Source organism: Sulfitobacter aestuariivivens, from assembly GCF_014763045.1.
Taxonomy (GTDB): domain Bacteria; phylum Pseudomonadota; class Alphaproteobacteria; order Rhodobacterales; family Rhodobacteraceae; genus Sulfitobacter; species Sulfitobacter aestuariivivens.
Window position 1 is genome coordinate 12,533 of sequence record NZ_JACTAG010000005.1, and the last position, 21,179, is coordinate 33,711.

Here is a 21,179-nt window from a genome sequence, read left to right on the forward strand (position 1 = left end):
CGATGGCACGGGGGACACGCTACAGAGCGCCATATTCCAAGATAGCATGGCTGCTGGCCATTCTGGCGGCCTATATCCTGACGCGGCCCTATGTAGGGCTTTACCACGATGCGGTGCTGTACACGGCGCAGGCCCTTCAGCAATCCGGAGCGGCAGATCTGAGCGAAGATCTGTTCTTTCGGTTCGGCAATCAGGGCAATCTTGTTCTCTTTCCTTACGTTCAGGGGTGGTTGACCGCGCAGATTGGTTTGGGACCGGCGCTGAAACTGCTGACCGCTTTGCAGGCCTTTTTGTGGCTGTTTGCACTGGCGATGCTGGCGCGCACGATCTACCCCGAGCGGCGCAATTGGCTGATTGCAATGGCCATCACGGTACTGATGGGCGCAGGATACGGCATCGGTGTGCTGTCCTACGCCGAAGGCTTTGTCACCCCGCGCCCCTTTGCCGAAGCTTTTGGCATGATGGCGCTGGCCTTTGCCCTGCGGGATGAAACGCGCCGGGCGCTGCTGGCGTTGATCGTCTGTACTGTCTGTCATCCGCTGGTCGGTCTGTCAGTTAGTGGTATCTGGCTGACGCTGGCCTTTGTTGCCAGCATCCGGCTGGTGACCCTTGTCCTGTTGGGTCTGGCCTTGATCGTCGCCGCAGCCCAAGCCGGGGTTGCGCCGCTTTCGTGGCTGCTGGAAACCCATGATCCTGTCTGGGGCGAACTGCTGAACAAGTACCGATCCCTTGGGTTCCTGAGTGATTGGGGATGGTTCCCGGTTCTGGTGCACGCGTTGAACGTTGTCGTTCTTTTGATTGCCACCCGATCGCGGGATCATCTGATCGCAACGGTCGCGACGGCAACCCTGCAAATGGGCGTGCTGTTTATCGCAATCAACCTTGTGGGCGCCGATCTTTTGGAAAATCGACTGATTTCCGCCTTGCAGCCATGGCGCGTGCTGGCCTGGGTGGCCCTGTTCGGCAACCTGCTGGTGCTGCATTTGTTGGTGAGCAAGTCTGCGCGATCTGCAGCTTTCATCATTCTATTCATGGCCCTAGCCGTGAACGTTGTCGAGCACCTGACCGGTGTCAGTCATGTCTTTTCTACCGCCATGGCTCCGCTTGTTTTGCTTGCTTATTGGACTGATCGGCCCGGCGCGTTCTGGCGGTGGTTCAATGCCCTGCTGGCGGTACTGGCCACAGTCGTGGTCGTGGCTTTGGGCGGATATGTTTACGTCGAATTTGGAGACTTGCTGACTGACGCGATTGCGCAGATCGTTACAGCATTGCTGATTGCGGCGACCTTCCTTGTGAAGGGGCGCGAGAATACGATCCTGCTGGCGGGGGCGGCGTTCATCGCCGCCGTGATCCAGTTTGACCGACAATCCGACAGGGCACGCTTTATGGAGAGCGATACGCCAATGCCGCAAGAAGTAATCGAGACGCTGCAAGGCGACGGCATCTATTGGGAAGATGGCGCCGGCCTGATGTGGACCAAAGTGCGGAAGCCGCTTTTTTATTCCTGCAAGCAGCGATCCGGAACACTCTTTTATCGCGAACAGGCAATTGAACATGAGCGCCGCGGGCAACTTCTTGCTCCTTTGAACACGTTCGACTTTACCCAGATTCCACCTGGCCGCTGCCCCGCACCTGCGGACCCGGATGCCACAGGCCCGGCGGATGCGAACGCGGTCAAGGAGGTCTGCAAGGCCGTGCCTGAGCTGGATCATATCGTGCTGCACAACCCGGTTGAGGGGTTGGAGATGGACCGCTGGGATCTGCCGATCGGGCCAGAGGGTCAGACCGTCTATCATGCAGCCTGCGATCCGCTGAGGGTTGAGCCACCGCGCGCGTTGGAAGATTATGACTGGTATCCAGGCGCGTCGCGGGGGAGGTGACCCGCCGCGCAACGAACGTTTGATTTATAAAATATTTGAAGGAATTTAGACGTGGCAGACATCAAGGCAGAGCGGCTGGCCGCAAAGATCGAAGGCGATTTTGTGGTCTTTCTAATCGGCGCGCGCATCAACAAGTGGTGGCGGGTGCGGGATTTGCTGTGGTTTGCCAAAACCATGCCGAAAATGCTCAGAGAGCTGTCGAACCTGCCAGCGCAGGACACCGGTTTTCTGGGCTATCAGTCGCTGAGCACCTTTGTGAACGTGCAGTATTGGCGCAGCTTTGAACATCTTGAGGCCTACGCCCGATCAAAGGACCATACGCATTTCCCTGAATGGATCGAATTTAACCGCCGCTTCAAATCCAGCCGCAGCGATGTCGGCATCTGGCACGAGACGTACCTTGTCAGGGACGGCGCGTACGAGGCTATCTATACCGGGATGCCCGAATACGGCTTGGGCAAAGCGGCCCAGCTTGTGCCCGCCACCGGCAGCCGGGAAGCCGCCAGACAAAGGCTTTCCAGTTAGGTGAGGGGCCTTTCGGTTCCATCGCATGTGTCAAAATCATCGCAGCTGTGACGTTATTCGCACAAAGCCATTCATTCGAATCTGATTCTATGCAATCCATGCTCAACAAGAGATTTCAAACATCCACCGCATCGAGCGCGGTATGAGACTATTGAGGATACTATGTTGCGCACTGTACTCGCCTTCACCCTCGTTCTGAGCCTTGCTGCGTGCGAGGATATGCCAATCGGCGGTTTCTCTGCCTTCTCCAACAGCCCGGAGACAGCGCGGGACACATCCAATCGTGAATACTATGAAAGTGACGCGCCCATCGTCAAAGGCCGGGTCCTGTTCCGGGACGAAGCCTATGGCCGTGCGTACAAGCAATTCAAGGATGCGCTGAACGAGGTCCCCAATGACCCCGCAGCACTTTTGGGCTTTGCGGCGTCCGCAGACATGCTGGGCCGTTTCGATCAGTCCAATTCGGCCTACGCCAAGTTGCAGCCGGTGATCGGCAACCGGATCGAATATCACAACAACCGTGGCTATTCGCTGTTGTTGCAGGGCCAGCTGGTTGCGGCACGCCGTCACTTCCTGCGCGCCTATGAGATTGATCCGTCGAACGAACGCGCGGCGAACAACCTTGAACTGCTGCGCAATTCGGTCAACTACCCCAAGCGGTCGCGCGGCGATCTGAAAGGCCTGTAAACCGAACGCCTGAAAAGAGGCGCCGGTGACCGGGGTTTTATCCGCACTTGTTGTGATGGCAGCTGTTGTTGTGCTGGCGCATATTGTGCGAGTCGATTTCGATACCATGAAAGTGCGCAACCGTGCGGTGCTGGTTCTATTAGCGCTGTATGGACTGTGGACAGCCCTGAACGGATTTCAAAGTCTTGCGACGGATATCGGTGCGGGCGTTCTGCTGTTCATGATTGCCCTGGTGATGTGGCTGGTCGGCGCGATGGGGGCAGGGGACGTCAAGCTTTACGCCGTGCTGGGGATGTTCATCGGGTTTGCGCATCTGGGGCTTTACGTCATTTTGCTTGTGATCGTGTCGGTGGTCTTTGTCGTGTTCCTGCGGATCAGCGCACGGATGCAGGGCAGCGGCCAGATCGTGTCGCGGATGCGCGACTTCAACTCCAGCGGGAAAGCCCCTTATGCGGTGCCGATGGGGCTCGCGGCAATTCCCGCTATAGTAGTGCGCGCTTTCACGTAAGCTTGATTTTCCCTATGTGGTATGGGAAGTTAACCTTTGATTGCGGCCCGTATTTACAAACGCCACATATTCCTAAGCCGCGATAATGGGAGTGATTAAAATGAAACGCCTGTTCCGGTCCGAGGATGGCTTTGTCCTGATTTTCTCGATCCTGGTGTTGCCGATCTTTTTCGGGTTCGTCCTGCTGATCATCGATGTCGGTCGCGGTAACAACGCCCATGCGGATCTGCAGGCTTCTGCGGATGCGATTGCACTGGCGGGTGCGCGGGAACTGGACGGGGGCGTGACGTCAATCCCACGGGCCAAGGAAGCCATGGGCAAGGTTGTCAATTCGGTCAGCATGCTAGGCATCAACACCGACACCGAGATCCGGCTGACATACGAAGACACGCCCGGCAATGAATTCTTCGTGGCCTTTCTGACGGACATTCCGCCAGATGATGCCACGCTCATCGACCAGGACTGGATCAGTGCGACGTCAACCAACGACGGCACTGCGGCGCAATTCATCTATGTCCGCGCGCAGTCGCGCAATCTTGAGTCCTTTTCGTTCAACCCTGTCACCTATCTGCGCGAAGAGGTGCCGATCGCGGTCTACGCCGTTGCCAAGACCGTGTCGGCCGCGTGCAAGATCCCCCCGATCTATATCTGCAATCCGTTCGAATACGATTCTGATGGAGAATACGTGGGCGACCAGCTTCAGGCACGTTACGATGCGGGCGACCTGCATGGTCGGATGTTGCGTCTGCATATGTCGGGCAATCAGACCGAGTCGCCTGGAAACTTCAGCTTTCTTCAGGTTGATGGTTCTTCGGGTGCCAGTGCGATCAGTGACATGTTCGCCGGAGCCAGCAATCCAACGTGCTATGACGCCGGATTAGTGACCACAGCGCCGGGCGCCAAAACGTCTATCGGCGCTGCGATCAATACACGGTTTGACATGTACGCCGGGAATTATAGCAACAGTTCAGGCTATGTCCCCAGACCGGCATTGAACGTGCGCAAGGGCGCGCTGCCGGATCTGTCCGGTAACACCAACAACCCGAACTTCGATGATTGCGTGGCAAGTGGTAACAACACGGCTGTGTTGGGGGATGACCACGTCTGGGACATCGACGCTGGCAGATTCAACGACAATGAAACCGATGATTTTTCCTATGGTTTTCCGGACAACTTAGCAATGTCGGCACCTAACGAAGGTCTGCCCGGTGGCGCGATTGGTGCCAATGATCAGTGGGATATCTATACGTACTTTGAAAAGAATTATTGGACAGCAGGTTCGATTCCCAGACCTGGGACCACCGAGTACGACAATGTTTCACCGGGTCAACCACATCCCAAGAACGTGCTAAGTTCAAATACAGGACGCCTGCCGTCGCGATATGACGTCTATCTGGCAGAGCTTGAAAATGGCTGGTACAATATCGGTCGCGCGGAAGGTGATCCCAGCGTGGCGGGGATGACCGGCGAAATTGGAAGTCCGGCTTGTGGTGCGAGCATGAACCCACAGCGCACGCCCGACACCAGCCCGACCGCCGATGACAGGCGGCTGATCGTCGGCGCGCTTATCGATTGCAAAAGCCAAAGCGGCGAGGGCGGTGGCATCAACAACTACGTGGTGAACAGTTATGTCGCGATGTTCCTGACGCGCCCGGTGTATTCATACGCGCCAAGCGTCGATCCAACTATTGATATTGAAATTGTTGACGTCACTGGTTCTGGCAGCAACGGAACGCTGGATACCTTCATTCGAAATGAATCGATCCTGGTCCGCTGACCAAGCTGGCCGAGTGTCTTAAGATACACCGACGACCCGGGATGTGTCCCGGGTCGTATTCGTTCGTGCACCTGCATTCTGATGAAAGCGAATCGATCGCCAGATTGTGGCGTTTCTGTGCGGCAATGCCTTAGGTTGATTCGTTTGCCGCCCGAAAACACCCCATAGAACGCCATCGATCCACTACTATAGGTAGAATTTTCAGGCGCTTGGCGGACAGATCGTTCAACAATGCCGCGAAGTGTGCTCTAATGACACTCACTGTTCACGAATTCCTTAAGAATTATTGAATTCGAAGGAAAAATTTTGACTTGAGGCGATTCTGTGTCAAAAGTGTGCGGTGTGGTTCGGGTGAGATGGTTTGATTATTGTAAAAAATATTTACAAGACCCACGCTGTCTAACTTGCGCGAAGACAACATTTTAAGGAGTAACAAATGTACACAAAGATGGTAAACTATGTATCCGGCCTTCCGGCCCGCCTTCGCGGCGAAGAAGACGGTCTCGCCCTGACAGAATATCTTATTCTTCTTGGATTGCTGACGGCTGCTGTCGTTCTGGCGGTTCTGGCGTTTGGTGAAAACCTCGGTGCCCAGTGGGGACTTTGGTCCACATGGCTGTCAGGTCTGAACCCACCCCCAGATCTCTCGACCTAAGACCAGACAAGCCGTTGGATCAAATGGCTGACAGCAAAAAAGCAACAAATGATCCAACCTTTGCAGGTTGGGTCATTTCATTTTAAGGCGAAATGCTGAATAACAGAAGTTAACAAAGCGTAACGCCACATGAATTCCATGATGACCCCGGGCGCCGCGCATATCAGAATGATAAAGTGGGTCTTGGGACGGCAGTTTAACAGGAGGGCACGATGAGGTTCTCAACTATCCTGAGTTTATTAGTGGCGATTGTTCTGGCTGGTGCGGCCGTTTACGGCGCGCAAAACTGGCTATCGACCGAGCGCCAGGAATTTATGACCGCGTTGCAGCAACAAGCGCAGCGCGAGGACGAGGCGCCCAAAGATACGATCGTGGTCGCGGCAGAGGCTGTTCAGTTCGGTGAGCGGATCAATCGGACAACGGTGCGGGAAATCGAATGGTCCGGTGCCATCCGTCCCGAAGGCAGCTATGCGAAAATCGAAGACCTTGTGATTGGCGAAGGCGAAGATACGGCAAGATTTGCCTTGACCCCGATGGCGATTGGCGAGCCCATTTTGTCCTCAAAGGTAACGGAACCAGGTGTGCGGGCCAAGATGTCCACAATTCTGGCAGAGGGCATGACAGCTGTATCCATTCGTGTGAATGACATCGCTGGCGTTGCCGGATTTGTTTTGCCGGGTGACCGCGTCAACGTCATGCTGACGCGCAACGGATTTACAGATGTGTTGTTGCAGGGTGTGAAAGTCCTGGCGATCGACCAGACATCTGACGAACGCAAGGACAACCCGAGCGTCGTGCGCAGTGTCACATTCGAGGTCAATACGATTGAAGCGCAAAAGCTGACCCTCGGTGCGACCGTTGGCACGCTGTCCCTGACGCTGCGCCCCGTCGCATCGACCGATATCGAAAACAGCGAACGCATTACCATCAATGACCTCAGCGATCTGGATATCTCTGATAGCCTGATCGAAGCCAGACTTGAGGAAGAAGGCGAAGATCCGGCGCTGCCCGATCCGTCCGATGAACGTCTTGAGAACCTCGAACAGTTGCTAAAAGACCTCTCAACCGGGATGTCTGAGAAGCTGGAGGGAGTTGAAGCTAAACTTCAAGAGCAAGAAGAGGTAAAAGAAGTTGTGGTCGAAATGGCCCCCATTGTGCCGCAAAAGAGTACAATTGGTGTTATTCGGAATGGCCAGAGGAACGAGTATAAAGTCGATAAGAAAAAAGAAGAGGACCAGGTTGACGTTCTTGAGGATGAAAACGCCGACGAAAAACTCGGCGTGTCGTCAAACTAGGGCTGGGCCACTCGTACGCAGGATGAGCAGAAATATCGGATGGGACAATGACACACGTCGTTAAGGCAATCGCATCACCGCTTCGCAGGCAGAAGCGCGCAGGGCACATATTTAACCTTATCGTCGCCGCACTGGCGATGGTATTCATCACAAGCGCTGCGCAGGCGCAGGTGCGCGACATCGTCATTGATGATGGCATCGTGTCGCGCATCCGGATGAACCCGGGTGAAACACTGACAGTCGAAACAAGTTCGCCATATTCGGACATTCTGATTGGCAACACCAACATTCTTGACGTGTTCCCGCTGACGGACACCTCACTGTATATCCAGTCCAAGGGCACGGGTCTGACCAACGTGACGCTTTATTCAGAAGAAAAGCGTCTGCTTGAAGTTATCGACGTCCGCGTGCGCAGCGATTTCAGTGAGCTGGAATCAGCTTTGAGAGCCGCTGTTCCAAGTGCGCAGGTCTCTGTCACCAATGTGAATGATCGCATTCGCCTGTCAGGCGAGGTGAAGGATTCGCGCGATCTGCAGACCATTCTTGAAATCAGCCAGAAATTCTCAGGCGAGGCGGTGATCAACTCAGTTCGGGTTGCAGACCCTCGTCAAGTTGAACTGGACGTTCGCATTCTGGAAGTTGAGCGCAACTCAGGACGCGAGCTGGGCGTTGGCCTGACTGGTATCAGCGACAGCGGGCGTGGCTTTACGACTGGTCAAGGTGCCGCGACAGCAGGTGGACAGCCATTTGGGACGTTTGTCGGGAACTTGCTGGAAATCAGCGGGACGCAGGTTGATTTTGTCATCAACGCGCTGGAGGCCAAAGGCCTGGCCCGTCGCTTGGCCAATCCCAAATTGACAACGACAAGCGGCGTCGAGGCGAACTTTGTTGTCGGTGGTGAGGTTCCGATCTCTCGCACGACACTGGCTGAAAACGGATCAGCCGCGTCAGAGACCTCTTATCGCGAATATGGTGTCAAACTGAACTTCCTGCCTGTTGTGCTGGATCGTGGTTTGATCAATCTGCGCGTCACGCCGGAAGTATCCGATGTGGACTTCTCCAATCTGGTGAACGGGCAGCCATCCTTCTTTACCCGCCGTGCGGATACGACTGTATCCCTGCGTGATGGGCAGAGCTTTGCGATTGCTGGTCTGCTGCAGTCGGACAATGCGCGCAACATTCAGCAATTGCCCTGGCTGGGTCAGGTGCCGATCATCGGTACGTTGTTCCGCTCAACTGGGTTCCAGAAAAGCGAAACCGATCTGGTCATCGTGGTCACGCCGCGTCTGGTGCGCCCCGTTGCGCCGAACGAGCAATTGGTGACGCCGCTGGATGGCACACGATCATCCGACGATGTGGAATTGTTCCTGTATGGCATGCTTGAAGTTGATCGGCCCTTGCTGCGCAAGTTCCGCGAAGGTGCGGACGTGGTCGGGCCTTATGGTCACATGATTGAATTGGAGTTTGACGATGCCCTTATCATCAAAAAATAAGCTGGGCGCGATGGCACTTGTCACGGCTCTCGTCCTGAGCGGATGTGGCGATTATCTGAGCAACCGGGATCGGATTTCCCAGCACACGGGTGATGCGAGTGAAGCGAACACCGCGATTCAGGCAATCAGAGCGTGGCCACCGAATGTCTATGATACGGACATCAACCTCTAAACTGACACAGCTGCCGGCTTGTGCAGGTACCCACGCCGGACTGGTGAATATTCGGAGGTAAATCAGGCAAAACCGCCGGTAGAGCACTGTTGACAAATAGGTACGGAGTTTGATCGCAATGCGCGCCCTGATTAAAAAGTTCGTCGGTGAAGAACGTGGCGTTGTTCTTGTAGAAACGCTGTTGGCGGTGCCCGTTCTGACGATCTTTGCGGTTGGCATTCTCGAGTTCGGCAACATGATGTGGCAGCGTCAGCAGCTACAGGCTGGTGTAAAGGATGCGGCCCGATATTGGGCCCGGTGCCGCCCCACGGATGGCGCGGGAAACGCTTTCATGAGCTGCGATATCGCGACTGCACGGCTGATCGCGTTTACCGGCAATCCGGGCGGCGGTGCGCCCCGTGTCCCTGGATGGGATGAGGCGTCTGAGCTGTCGATCACGCCAACCACCCTCCCCAGCACGCCCGATGAGAATGATATCATCACTGTGCGGGGTACTGTTGTCTATAATTCGGGCCCGCTGCTGCCCCTTGTCTTTCCGCAACAGTTCACGATTGGGTACTATTACCAGACGAGGTATCTTGGATGGTGAAACGGCGTAGCAGAAGAGGCCTGATCCGGAACGAAGACGGTATCGCGCTTGTCGAAGCTCTGTTGGTGATGCCAATCGTGCTTCTTGCGATCACGGCCATGGTTGAATTTGGTGTGGCAGTGTTCCACTGGAACCAGACCGTCAAAGCCGTTCAGCTGGGCGCGCGACACGTGTCTGTTTCGTCACCGATGATGACGCGCACCGCCTATGAAACCTACATGACCGACGATTACGGAACCATCGGTGAAGGGGACGCAACGCCGGCCACTTCGAGGACAATCAGCTGCGGTGGCGGCACGACGCCATGTGATCCCACTTCAATGGACCGACTGATGACCGGCGGTGATGGTGTTTGCGGTCGCGGGTCGGCCCGTGTCGGGGTTTGCGATGTTGCGCCCTGGATCACATCGGACAATATCGTGATCACCTATTCCCGCAGTGGACTGGGGTATGTCGGGCGACCTTTTGGCGCGGTGTCCACGATCACTGTGGAATTGCGCGACGTCGGTTTTGGCTTCATTCTGCTGGACAGGCTGATCCCTGTGCTGGCCAACTATACACTGCCACCCCACCGGGTGAGCACAACAAGTGAAGATCTGAGCAGTTGCAAGGCGCTATGCTAGTAAATTTAAGTGATAATAGTGGATAAACCAATATGAATACAGGTGCGTTGACTCGCGTCGTTATCATCCTCGGCACATCGCTGGATGAAAGCGTCGCGGCTGATAACATTGCAAAGAACAGCCGTTTCATGATCACGAAATTGCGGGTGAACGAGGTCAACTCTGACCCCAGCGTGCCGACGGCGGACGTGATCGTCGTGGATTTCGATGAAATGGGCGAAGACGAGCTGCAGATCTTTGCCGAGGTGCGCGCCAAGGCCCCTGAGACGCCCTTGATACTGGTGTCCGAAGAACTGACGCCCGATGCCATGCGCCAGCTGTTCAAGTACAACGTACAAGACTGGCTGCGCAAACCCATCGACGACGAGGGGCTGCTGAGCGCCATCCGCAGCACCGTGCGGTCCAGCAGGACAACCACAAATCAAGTCAATGCGGTGATTTCCTGCGTCGGCGGGGCAGGGGCCACGACACTGGCCATCAACATGGCCGACATTGCCAGCCGACGGCTGGCCAAGAAGGACCCGAACATCGCGCTGGTCGATCTCGATTTTTCGACGGGCAACTGCAGCTATGTGCTGAATATGGTGAGCACGTTCAATCTGGGCTCTGTGGCATCGGCGCCGCGCCGCGTTGACAGCGAATTCGTCAGCGTCATCCAGCAACAACACGATTCCGGCTTTTACCTGTACTCTTTCAAACGTCCGGATCTGAACACCGAACTGAACGGGTACGAATTGATCCTGCGCCTTCTGGACGTGGTCAGCCTTGAGCATACGACACTGTTTCTGGACATCCCCTATTACGCCACCGAATGGCGCAATGATGTGCTGTCGGCGGTCAACACCGTGACACTGGTCAGCGAAGTCAATCTGCCCGCGATCAAGCATACGCTTGATCAAATCGAGCAGATCAAGGAACTGCGCGGCGAGGATTTCCCGATCCACGTCGTCTTTAACAAGCACTCTGGCAGGCTGTTTGGCCAACGCATCTCAAGCCGCCGGATCAAGGAGTTGCTGGAAGACACGCCGTTTACCTATTTGCCTGCCGATCACTCCCTTATTGGCGAGGCAACTGATCGGGGCGTCCTGCCAAGCGACATCTCGACACGCGCACAGTTTCTCAAGAAGCTGACTGGTTACATGAAATCTGCCAACATGATGGGTGCACCGGCCAAGTGAGAAAGATGACACATAACAGACGCACGTTCCTGGCTGGTGGCCTGAGTGCCGCAGTTGTGGGCGCAACGGCATTTGGCAGACCTGCGGGGGCGGCCAACAAGAAAGTACCGCGTACACACGGTGAAAGCACGATGTCGATCGTGCCCTACACCGGGCGCGAAAAGGCCGGAACGATCATCATCTCCAACGCGGACCGCACATTGCTGCGGGTTCTGGGGGGCGGCAAAGCCGAGAAATACCTCGTTTCCATCGGACGCGAGGGGTTTGTCTGGACCGGGACAACATACGTGGCGCGCAAGGCAGAATGGCCGGGCTGGCGCCCGCCGGGCGAAATGCGCAAACGCGATACCGGTTTGCCCAGCTATGTACCGCCGGGCCCATACAACCCGTTGGGCGCGCGGGCCTTGTATCTTTATGAAAACGGGCGCGATACTCTTTACCGTATCCACGGGACCAATAGCGCGGGTACGGTCGGAAATTACGAAACCTCAGGCTGTTTCCGCCTGACAAACCGAGACGTCATAGACCTGTTCCAGAAAGTTGGAAACGGCACCAAAGTTATCGTGTATTGATCGAGGAAAAGAGTATGGCCGGACGATTTTTTCGCAGTTCCACACCCGCCGAGGCGGAGACCCCGTCAAAGCCGGACGTGCTCAAGCTTGATGAATTCAGCACCAAGTCATCGAATGGCGCGCATAAACCCGCCCCTTTCGGGTCTGACGCCGGCGCCGGCCCGGATTTCGTTGCCGAACGTGTGGCCCTGCACCGGCATTTGCTGGACAAGATCAACCTGTCGATCCTCGACACGATGGAATCCGAAGAGATTCACGAAGAGCTGCGCCCGCTGGTGCGGAGCTATGCCAAGGAAAACAAGCTTCCTCTGAACGCAACCGAACTTGATTCACTGATCAAGGACATCGGGGACGAGATGCTGGGCCTTGGCCCGTTGGAGCCGCTGTTGGCCGACGATTCAATTGCAGATATTCTGATTGTCGGATCGGGCACCACCTATGTGGAACGACGGGGCAAGCTGGAAAAGACCAGCGTGCGCTTCAAGGACGAGGCGCATTTGATGCGCATCGTGAACAAGGTGGTTGCAGCTGTCGGACGGCGCGTCGACGAATCCTCGCCATTGGTGGATGCGCGCCTGCAGGATGGGTCGCGGGTAAACGTGGCAATTCGGCCTGTCGCAGTCGACGGACCACAGGTGTCCATTCGTAAATTTTCCCGTAACCCCTTGTCACTCCTCAAACTTGTTGAGGCAGGTGCGCTGTCAAAGGGCATGGCCGAACTGTTGGCCGCAGCGGTGGAAGCAAAGGTTTCGATGATCGTCTCGGGCGGAACGGGCTCTGGTAAAACGACAATGCTGAATGCGCTGTCCAGCTTCATTCCGCATGACGAACGTCTGGTGACGATCGAAGACGCGGCCGAACTTCAGTTGCAGCAGCCCCATGTTGTGCGGCTGGAAACTCGCCCCCCCACTGTGGATGGGCGCAACGAGATTTTGCAGCGTGATCTGGTCAAGAACGCCCTGCGGATGCGCCCTGACCGCGTGATCATCGGCGAAGTCAGGGGCCCCGAGGCGTTTGATATGCTGCAAGCCATGAACACCGGCCACGAAGGATCGATGTCGACCATTCACGCCAACAACCCCCGCGATGCGATCAGCCGGGTGGAGCAGATGGTCGGTATGGCCGGTATGCCAATGAGCCAGATGGCGATCCGGTCGCAGATCAGCTCAGCGGTACATATGATAGTCCAGTTGTCGCGCATGCGGGACGGCTCGCGGCGTGTGACCTCCATTGCCGAGATTACGGGCATGGAAGGGGACATCATCCAGCTGCAGGAAATTCACAAGCTGCGCCGCCTCGGTGTGGCCGAAGACGGCAAAATCAGCACCGAATTCCGCGCCACAGGTGTGCGGCCCAGCTTTATCGGGGATCTTGAGACGATGAACATTCATCTCGATCCGCATATGTTCAACCCTTCAACCGCGCTGTAACCCATGTTTGAAAATCCATATGTCTTTTACGGTCTGATCTTTGCGGCTGCGTTGTTGTCCATTGACACGCTGCTGCGTGCGGTCTCCACGATCAGGCGGGCCAACAGCGATGTGGCCAACCGCCTTGAGGCTTTGCGTCAGACGAAGGGGGCCGAAAACGCCTTTGGCGAACTCCTCAAGCGGCGCGGTATTGGCGGTCGCGATGGCGAACAGACGCTGGGAGGCTGGTTCAATCAGCTGATTGCCCAGACCGGGCGGGAATACAGCATGCCACGGCGCATCGTCAGTGTCGCGTTCCTGTGTTTGGTTGGCTATATATTGGGGGCACTTTTCGTCACCCAAAACACGACATATCTGGTTGTCTTTGCTCTGATCTTTGGGTTTGGGTCGGCCATTCTGCTTTTGATTATGATGCGCCGCAATCGCATCAAGGTGTTCACCGCACAACTGGCACCCGCGATAGATATTATCGTGCGCAGCCTTAATGCAGGCCACCCGCTGACAACATCCATTGCGCTGGTATCGCGCGAGATGCCTGACCCGATCGGATCGGAATTCGGCATTCTCAGCGATCAGATGACCTTTGGTTCCGAATTGGAACAGGCCATGCTGAACATGTACGACCGGGTCGGCGCGGATGAATTGAATATGGTCACGGTCAGCGTAAGTGTACAACGTGGCACTGGCGGCAACCTCGCTGAAATCCTGGAAAACCTCGCACAAATGATCCGGGACCGATTGATGATCCGGGCCAAGATCAGGGCGATTTCGGCCGAAGGTCGTATCACGGCCTGGATCATGCTCCTGTTTCCCTTTGGCCTATTTTACATGCTGCTGTTCATGGTTCCGGTCTACTTCGACCCGGTCTGGGAAAGCGGCTATGGCGGGATTGTTGTTGGTGTCTGCCTTGCATTGATCTTCTTCGGCATGATCGTCATCCGACGATTGGTTAACTTTGATTTCTAACTGTGTGATTGACCGCCGGGAGCGGATGCTTTGGACCAGACGTTAATCCTACTCAGCCTGTTTGTCGCCGTTCTCTTGGTGACCTTCGCGATATCGAATTTTTTCATTCGGCGCGCGGAAATCTCGCGCAACATCGGATCGACACGCGCGAGGCGTTCTGAAACGGATGCTGAGATCGACCGTATCCTTGGATCTGAAAACGAAGACATCCGGTATTATCTGGACGTTGTGCAAACCCAACCTGTAAACTCACTGCCCATGCGCCTTGTGCAGGCGGGGTATTTCTCAAAGTCTGCAGTGACCAAATTCAACATCATTCGGTCCTTTATTGCCGCTGCTGTGTTCTCAGCGGTTCAATTCGGGACGGGACTTGTATTTGAACAGCTCAGTACAGCGGTCATTATTGTTCTGGCAATGCTCGCAGCTGGACTGGCGTTTGTCCTGTGTTCCGCCGTTCTTGAAAACATCGGCAAACGCAGATCGCGGGAATTCAAGAAGATCTTTCCCGATTTTCTGGACCTGCTGCTGGTCTGTGTGGACTCGGGCCTTGGCATTGAAGCCGCCATTGAACGGGTGACACGCGAATTCCTCCTGACAACCAAGGATTTTGGGGTCCAACTGAGTATCATCAACCTTGAGATACGTGCAGGACGACCGCTGCACGAAGCCCTGAACAACTTCTCCAAGCGCATCGCGCTTGACGAAGCACGGACGCTCGCCGTCCTGTTCAAACAAAGCCAGGAACTGGGTGCCAGTGTGGGTAAGACCCTGCGCGTCTTTGCCCGGGAAATGCGCCAATTGAGGATCATCAGAGCCGAGGAAAAGGCAAACTCCTTGCCGGTCAAGATGCTGTTTCCCATGGCGGTCTTCATGTTCCCGGTGAACCTGATTATCGTGCTCGTGCCCATTTTGATGACCATCATCGCGATGCTTTCGGGTCTTGCACCGTCGTAAGCCTGATCAAAGCGCGTCTGAGCAGCATGTCTGTCGGACCCCATCCAGACGCGGCAGGCTTTGCGCCATCAAAACGTCTGCCTCCCGCAACTTTGTGATGACTCTCTTCCGACTTTGACCTCTTGTGTGCCATGTGATTCCTCCGTTTTCCAAACATAGCGGAGGACCACTTCAGGGGAGGTGAATCAAGAGGACAAACCGATACCAGATTGCGGCGTCCATCCGTGTTCGGATGCCAAGTGGCCAATCTTCTTTACACCATTGAGTCGAGTGCCTTAACTGCGCGGATATGCCCGATCGCGCCTTACATGCTTACCGCCTTCTTGCGATTTTGATCTTCGCCTATGCATGCCTGGTCGCGATTGCGGTTTTTGCCTACGATGTCCAGGCGCGTCTTGATACCAGCTGGACGTATGTCAGTTACTCTTTGCAGTCCTCCCTTATCCTTCTGCTGGGCGCCGCAGTTTTTCACCTGGGAAAGCTCTTTCGCGAAAAACACCCCCACCCAACCCTGGCGCTGCTGACGCAATTTCGCGCTTGGGCGAGCACTGAGCATCGCGCGGTTCACGCGGTGATTGGATTTTCAGCCTTCATTGCGATGATTTCGATCTTTGGCGCGGTCAAGTCTACGCTGCCTCAATTTGCGCCCTTCTCCTACGACGCGTTCTTCTTCAAACTGGATCGCTTCCTGTTCTTTGGCCACGATCCATATGCTATTCTGCTGCCGTTGTTTGGCAGCGACCTGGCATTATCTGTTCTGAGCATCGCCTACCAATTTTGGCTTTTGTGCGTCATCGCATCCATTGTCTGGGTGGTGCTCAGCGCCAATCACAGGATGCGCCTGCAGTATCTCTTTGCCAATCTGATCGCATTCGCGATAGCAGGTAACCTGCTCGCTGTGCTCCTGTCGTCCGCCGGGCCCTGTTACTTCGACGAGGTTCTTGGCAGCGCGGCCTATAGCCCTCTGTTTACCCATTTGGAGGCCGCAGACGCGCGAACCGGAATGATATGGGCGCTGGATGGGCAACGGATGCTATGGGCAAGCCACGCATTCAGCCAGGGAAACATTTCCGGCATTTCGGCAATGCCAAGTCTGCACAATCTGCACGCATGGCTCTGGGTCTTTCTGGTCTGGAAAAACCCGTTCGCTCGATATTGCGCCATTGTGTATGCGATGATGATCTTCATCGGATCGATCGTGCTTGGCTGGCACTATGCTGTGGACAGCATCGCGGGCGTTGTTCTTGCATTTCCATGCTGGTGGCTTGCCAAGACCCTCGCAGACAGGGCGTTCAGGAACAGGGCCAAGTCGCTTTCGTCCTGATGAGCGGACCAAATCGACGGGTACCGATAGCACCCTCCTTGGAATGCCATTTCAGACAGTGATGCAGCGTCTAAGGGTCATGCTAGGACAGGCGCAGCAATCGCAGCGTCGGTGTCCATCATGACTGTGATTTGCCGTATACTCCGGTCGTCATCCCCTGACGGACATCAGCTGTCATCTGCGCCGCCAATCGCCGCGCGGCGGTTTTCGGGACAGGGTACGTGGCATGGAAATCTTCGCCGCTAAGCCCGACGGCAAAGGTGATTTGTTCGGGATGCGGAACAAATGCCTCGGCTTCTTCAAGCACAATCACGACATCATCCTGATGCACGTGCCGCGTGTTCCAGCTGTCGGGGGTATCAAGCCTGACGTCATGACCCAGATCAGCCAGCGCATCAGCGAGCGCCTTGGCTTGTGGAGTAAGGGAAGCGCCCATCTTTAACGCGACGCGGAAATTGAGCGCCGCGATCGTTTCCGCAGCACTGGCGTGACCCTGCGCGTTTTTGAGGGCGACAACCTCGTGGTATAGATAGGGCTGCGACGTCGACACCCGACTGTTGTCGTCCGGATTGTCGCTGTAGACACACCCAAAGAACGGGCAATAGACCGGACGATGCTTGCGACCAAAGCGCAGCACCAAATCCCAGTCCACCATACGTCGTAGTACCGGATCAAACCCGCCTTCGGCCTCATACAGTGACCGTTTGTGGCAAAACACGTTGAGGTCCACATAGTTTGCGGTCAGGCAATGATCCCAATTGAACGGCTCACCGCGATACCCATGCACGCTGCCGTCCGTCTGGCGCAGCAGCGCTGCGGCATAGGCACAATCGGCCCCGGACACCTCCAGCGCGACCATCATCAGGCGCAGGTAATCGGGGGTCCAGACATTGTCAGTGTCGAGATAAGAAATAACATCTCCGGTCGCCGCGTCGAGGCCGCAGTTCCGCGCACCTGACACGCCGCCGTTATTGCCCGCGATCACCCGCAGGCGTGTGTCATCCGTGACCTCGCTCAGCATATCTTGCGTGCCGTCCGTACTGCCGTCATCCACGATGATCAGCTCAAGGTTTCGGTGCGATTGGTTCAATACGGATCGCACCGCGTTCAACATAATATGGCCCCGGTTTCGCGTCGGCATGATAACGCTGGCTTTGGTGCCGCGCACGGCCAGCACCGCATCGCGCTGCGCCATGAGCTGGGCCACAAAGGGCGCAATCTGGTCTATATCAAACTCGGTCATGAACCGATGCGGCCGGGTTTCTTGCTGGCGTGAAAAAGTTTCTGTCAGCGCTGCACGTGCAGTCTCCGGATCGGGTAGCGGAGGCGTCAGCGTCATGATTTCGGAAGCCTGAAGACCCCAATGGAAGCCGGGAGCAAAGCCCTTCGCAGGCTCCGCCGTGCGATATTCGGCACGACCAAAACACTCGTAGTGCCAAAGCGGATTGTGCCCCGCCGCCGCAATCTCGGGATCACGCGCGAGATAGGCGTCGGCGCTAAATGCAGGCCCCGGATCGCGGCCCAGTTGCCCCCCAAAATGCAGGTAATGCTCAACCGGTCCATCCCGGAAACCCACAACGTCCGGGTAGGCGGCGCAATACCATTCCGCATCAAAAAACTGGGATTGGGAAATGATCTCGACAGGGTCGCGGGTCATGAAGCAATTCCTTGATGAAACGCTCGGGCGGGTGCGGGGTCCCGTTCCCGCGCTCACTGAGTACAGGCCAGAGCAGTTTCGACTATCTACATTTGGTCATCACCGCGCCGACGCAAAAGCCGCGACAGTACGCGAAGCGGACGTGTTAACCGCCAGGAAATACTGGCGCGAAGGCCTTCCAACTGTGCGGTCAGTTCCGCCGTTTCCCCGCCAAGCGTCGCGATACGGCTACTCTGGCTTTCAATCACAGCCTGAGATGCAGCCTGTCTGTCCGCGCAGATTCCGGTGATCTCGCGCAGCTCAACAATCTGGCTGTCACAGCGGGCGCGGATCTCGAGATTGTCAGCTTCCAACCTCCGCATATAGCTTTCGTATGCCTGTTCAGCCTCGGACAGGAGTCGATTGACGTCCTGCGCAGAAAAAGGTTCGTCCGAGGTTTGGGCGATAAAGGGCACGTATTTTACAGGGCGGTGACCCAGCTTGATGGCCATGAGAACGACTCTTTATTGGGCAATCCTAGGGGTTTGACCCATTCACGCCGCAGTGTCAAAGGGGCCGGTCAGCGTCGCACTAGTCGCACCAGCCAGCGCAACGGTCGGGTCAGGCGCCAGGATGTACTTTTGGTAACCATGTCATAGGCCGATTCCGCGAATTCGCTTCGATGTGTCAGCGTTGCGATTTGCGCCTGATTTTTCTCTTCCTCATCGCGCAGGATACGGCTGAGGTCGGCCATTTCTCGGTATTGGGTAGATAGCTTGCTATCCAGCGCCGCAACCTTCGTCGTCTCGTCCACAAGCCGCCGCTTGAGCGTATCGACCTGTTGGGTTTCCTGCTCAAGCTCCTTTCTGCTGAGCGCCAGATCGCTTTTCATCTCGACAAGGCGGCGGTCATGGTCCGTTTTTTCCGCTTTCAGCACGCCCAGTTCACGGTGGGTCTGTTCGGCCTCGTGACTGCGTTGTTCAAGTGCGCTTTTGACCTGGTCCAGTTCTTCCCTGATCTTCGTTTCGGCAACGCGAACTTCTTCAGCGGCTTCTTCACTTTGCTGCTGTTCGGATTTGGTCTGAGCCAGAGAGGCCTGCAGCTCCTCGTTCTGGCTACGCAGAAGTTCGATTTCCTCCGCCGACGCAACGTCTTCTGCCTTGCGCGCTACCGCAGCCGCAATTACGGGCCCAAACGTAGATGCGGCGTTGTCCAGCGCGCCGCGCAATCCATCCAGCGTGGCGTAATCGGCGGGCGCCTCTCGCCCATTGGCCCAGCGTTCCAAAACGGCGAATGCATCGCGCACCCACTTCGAGAACATCGGGTTATCCAAAGCCTTTTGTGCAGGCTGTGCTTGATGGCGCAGACCTATATCGAGAAAGTCGTCAACTTCTGAGGCGGTTCCTGGGGCAAAGCGTGGCAACGTCAGATCAAGGTTGTCCTGCAATCGTTTGACCGTCGCGCCCCAGTTTTCCATCAGATTATCGTAGCTTACAAAAACGCGGGTCTTCCCCCGAGTATCGGCTTCGGCATCAAGTACGTGGCGCAACCAGATCAACATGGCGATGTCTTGGTCCATCCCGTCACGTGACGAGAGAGACCGCGCGACCTCCACCGGGTTGCGATGGGTCAGCACATAGCATGGTACAACATCACAGTCAGCGAGCACCTCGTCCCAAAAAGGGACAAGGCGACAGATGCGCGGGTCTTTCAAGGCAAAAAGGCGCGATTTGCCGAATTCTGATTGCAACAGATCTACGGCCTGCTCGTGATACTCATCCGCACGAATGCTTTTGTACCATCCGTCGTTGATGGCAAGCCAATCGTCCCAACGCGATCCAGCAGAGTTCAACAGCTTTGTATGCATCGCGTAGATTGGGGCGGATTCGAAATATCCCTTTTTGTTTGCATCGGTCGGGGCCATCTGGGTGGACGGCATGTCACAGCCCATCAGGTTCAGCACACCCGCAAGCGCCGACGTGCCGGAACGGTGCATGCCCAGAACCACAAGGGCTGTCCGCCGTGCCTTGTTCTTCTTTCCGGTGCCAGGCGTCGGTTTCGAAGAGGGTTTCGGTGCTTTCGTCATCGGGCGGCTCAAGTACTGACTGGCGCGAGCGCTGGCATTACATGCCAAGCGGAAAGGTCAAGCCCGGTCAAGGCGGCAGTACGTTCCAGATCGGGAACAAATAGGTCATGCAAGGACTGCAACATTTCAGGTTCAAAGCGCGGACGATCTTTGCCGCCGGCGGCACTGTCGCGGATTGTGAGTGCCCCCCCTTCCCAGATCAGAGGCAGGCCGGCATTGACAGCCGCTTTCGACACATTCTTAACCTCGGGCAACCCAAGAAAACGGGTAGCCTTTGAGACAAATTCGTGGGGGTTTTCTACAAGATCGTCGAATTTGAGAAACAGAAAGTCCTCTGCGGGAAAGGCATCCAGCCAGCGCTCCAATGCGTCGGCGTAAAGGCTGGTTCTGAAAGGCGATAGTTCCACGCCCATGTCGACCACCGCTTGCAAATCAAGTTCAGCGGCGTAGCGGTCGCGCCGCCAGTTGTGGATGTAGAATGAAATCGCTTTGGCGGTCGGTTGGCGCAGGCAGACAATGAACTTAGGTCGCCCCTTGAGAAACTGGCGCATCCGCCCCAGCGCATCAGGCCATTGAAGATAGGTCGTCGACCCTTCACCGCGCCAGATTTCGTCACCGGCAGGGTCAAAGAATTGTTTGCAATAGGCTTCAAAGTCTTCCTGCGACCGATCCAGCTTGCGCGAAAAGAACATCGTCTCTTTGGGCACCGAAAAAAAAATATCCGGATGGGTCGACAATACCTGCGCCAGATATGTGGTTCCCGCCTTTTGAGCGCCCAATATGAACAGGTTTGGCATTTTCATACGCAGCGTTCCCTTGCCCGATCGTT

20 protein-coding genes are annotated in these 21,179 nt (G+C 56.0%); 16 read left to right on the forward strand and 4 right to left on the reverse strand.

What is annotated here, in order from left to right:
* The first annotated feature begins 2 nt into the window (after positions 1–2).
* The 16 genes from H9Q16_RS19885 (at position 3) to H9Q16_RS19965 (ending at position 16,628) form a co-directional block, all read left to right on the forward strand.
* Positions 3–1,880 (forward strand): hypothetical protein, encoded by a 1,878-nt coding sequence (locus H9Q16_RS19885; RefSeq protein WP_191077233.1) that lies wholly within the window; start codon positions 3–5, stop codon positions 1,878–1,880.
* A 51-nt stretch (positions 1,881–1,931) separates the two neighbouring features.
* Entirely contained in the window at positions 1,932–2,405 is a 474-nt protein-coding gene (locus tag H9Q16_RS19890) for a monooxygenase family protein (protein ID WP_191077234.1), read from the forward strand.
* Between the two features lie 162 nt (positions 2,406–2,567).
* Complete coding sequence (locus H9Q16_RS19895; protein ID WP_216859528.1) at positions 2,568–3,092, forward strand: tetratricopeptide repeat protein; 525 nt, start codon at positions 2,568–2,570, stop codon at positions 3,090–3,092.
* 25 nt (positions 3,093–3,117) lie between these two features.
* The gene (locus H9Q16_RS19900; protein ID WP_191077235.1) at positions 3,118–3,600 is read left to right on the forward strand and encodes a prepilin peptidase; all 483 of its coding nucleotides are present in this window, start codon (positions 3,118–3,120) and stop codon (positions 3,598–3,600) included.
* 100 nt (positions 3,601–3,700) lie between these two features.
* Positions 3,701–5,377, forward strand: coding sequence for a TadE/TadG family type IV pilus assembly protein (locus H9Q16_RS19905; RefSeq protein WP_191077236.1), 1,677 nt, complete (start codon positions 3,701–3,703; stop codon positions 5,375–5,377).
* A gap of 436 nt (positions 5,378–5,813) precedes the next feature.
* Complete coding sequence (locus tag H9Q16_RS19910; RefSeq protein WP_216859529.1) at positions 5,814–6,032, forward strand: Flp family type IVb pilin; 219 nt, start codon at positions 5,814–5,816, stop codon at positions 6,030–6,032.
* Between the two features lie 212 nt (positions 6,033–6,244).
* On the forward strand, positions 6,245–7,327 hold the full coding sequence (gene cpaB, locus H9Q16_RS19915; RefSeq protein WP_191077237.1) for a Flp pilus assembly protein CpaB: 1,083 nt from the start codon (positions 6,245–6,247) through the stop codon (positions 7,325–7,327).
* 47 nt (positions 7,328–7,374) lie between these two features.
* Positions 7,375–8,820 (forward strand): type II and III secretion system protein family protein, encoded by a 1,446-nt coding sequence (locus tag H9Q16_RS19920; RefSeq protein WP_191077238.1) that lies wholly within the window; start codon positions 7,375–7,377, stop codon positions 8,818–8,820.
* A gap of 290 nt (positions 8,821–9,110) precedes the next feature.
* Positions 9,111–9,581 (forward strand): TadE/TadG family type IV pilus assembly protein, encoded by a 471-nt coding sequence (locus H9Q16_RS19930; protein ID WP_191077240.1) that lies wholly within the window; start codon positions 9,111–9,113, stop codon positions 9,579–9,581.
* Positions 9,575–10,204, forward strand: a complete 630-nt coding sequence (locus H9Q16_RS19935) for a TadE/TadG family type IV pilus assembly protein (RefSeq protein WP_191077241.1) — start codon at positions 9,575–9,577, stop codon at positions 10,202–10,204. Before H9Q16_RS19930 ends, H9Q16_RS19935 begins: the two co-directional genes overlap by 7 nt.
* Before the next feature lie 128 nt (positions 10,205–10,332).
* Positions 10,333–11,382, forward strand: coding sequence for a CpaE/TadZ family protein (locus H9Q16_RS19940; protein ID WP_191077242.1), 1,050 nt, complete (start codon positions 10,333–10,335; stop codon positions 11,380–11,382).
* A 5-nt stretch (positions 11,383–11,387) separates the two neighbouring features.
* On the forward strand, positions 11,388–11,954 hold the full coding sequence (locus tag H9Q16_RS19945) for a L,D-transpeptidase (protein WP_191077243.1): 567 nt from the start codon (positions 11,388–11,390) through the stop codon (positions 11,952–11,954).
* A gap of 14 nt (positions 11,955–11,968) precedes the next feature.
* Positions 11,969–13,384 carry a TadA family conjugal transfer-associated ATPase gene (locus tag H9Q16_RS19950; protein ID WP_191077244.1) on the forward strand — a complete coding sequence of 472 codons (1,416 nt, stop codon included), beginning with the start codon at positions 11,969–11,971 and terminating at the stop codon, positions 13,382–13,384.
* Between the two features lie 3 nt (positions 13,385–13,387).
* On the forward strand, positions 13,388–14,350 hold the full coding sequence (locus H9Q16_RS19955) for a type II secretion system F family protein (protein WP_191077245.1): 963 nt from the start codon (positions 13,388–13,390) through the stop codon (positions 14,348–14,350).
* Between the two features lie 30 nt (positions 14,351–14,380).
* On the forward strand, positions 14,381–15,304 hold the full coding sequence (locus tag H9Q16_RS19960) for a type II secretion system F family protein (protein ID WP_191077246.1): 924 nt from the start codon (positions 14,381–14,383) through the stop codon (positions 15,302–15,304).
* 289 nt (positions 15,305–15,593) lie between these two features.
* Positions 15,594–16,628, forward strand: coding sequence for a phosphatase PAP2 family protein (locus tag H9Q16_RS19965; protein WP_191077247.1), 1,035 nt, complete (start codon positions 15,594–15,596; stop codon positions 16,626–16,628).
* Positions 16,629–16,746: 118 nt separating this feature from the next.
* Here H9Q16_RS19965 and H9Q16_RS19970 read toward each other — a convergent pair whose 3' ends face one another.
* From H9Q16_RS19970 to H9Q16_RS19985, 4 genes are all read right to left on the reverse strand, one after another.
* The gene (locus tag H9Q16_RS19970) at positions 16,747–18,285 is read right to left on the reverse strand and encodes a glycosyltransferase family 2 protein (RefSeq protein ID WP_191077248.1); all 1,539 of its coding nucleotides are present in this window, start codon (positions 18,283–18,285) and stop codon (positions 16,747–16,749) included.
* 86 nt (positions 18,286–18,371) lie between these two features.
* Positions 18,372–18,776, reverse strand: a complete 405-nt coding sequence (locus H9Q16_RS19975) for a hypothetical protein (RefSeq protein ID WP_191077249.1) — start codon at positions 18,774–18,776, stop codon at positions 18,372–18,374.
* Positions 18,777–18,844: 68 nt separating this feature from the next.
* Positions 18,845–20,350: a sulfotransferase family protein gene (locus H9Q16_RS19980; RefSeq protein WP_191077250.1), complete on the reverse strand. Its 1,506-nt coding sequence runs from the start codon at positions 20,348–20,350 to the stop codon at positions 18,845–18,847.
* Positions 20,351–20,358: 8 nt separating this feature from the next.
* Positions 20,359–21,153, reverse strand: a complete 795-nt coding sequence (locus H9Q16_RS19985; protein WP_191077251.1) for a sulfotransferase family protein — start codon at positions 21,151–21,153, stop codon at positions 20,359–20,361.
* Between the last annotated feature and the right edge of the window lie 26 nt (positions 21,154–21,179).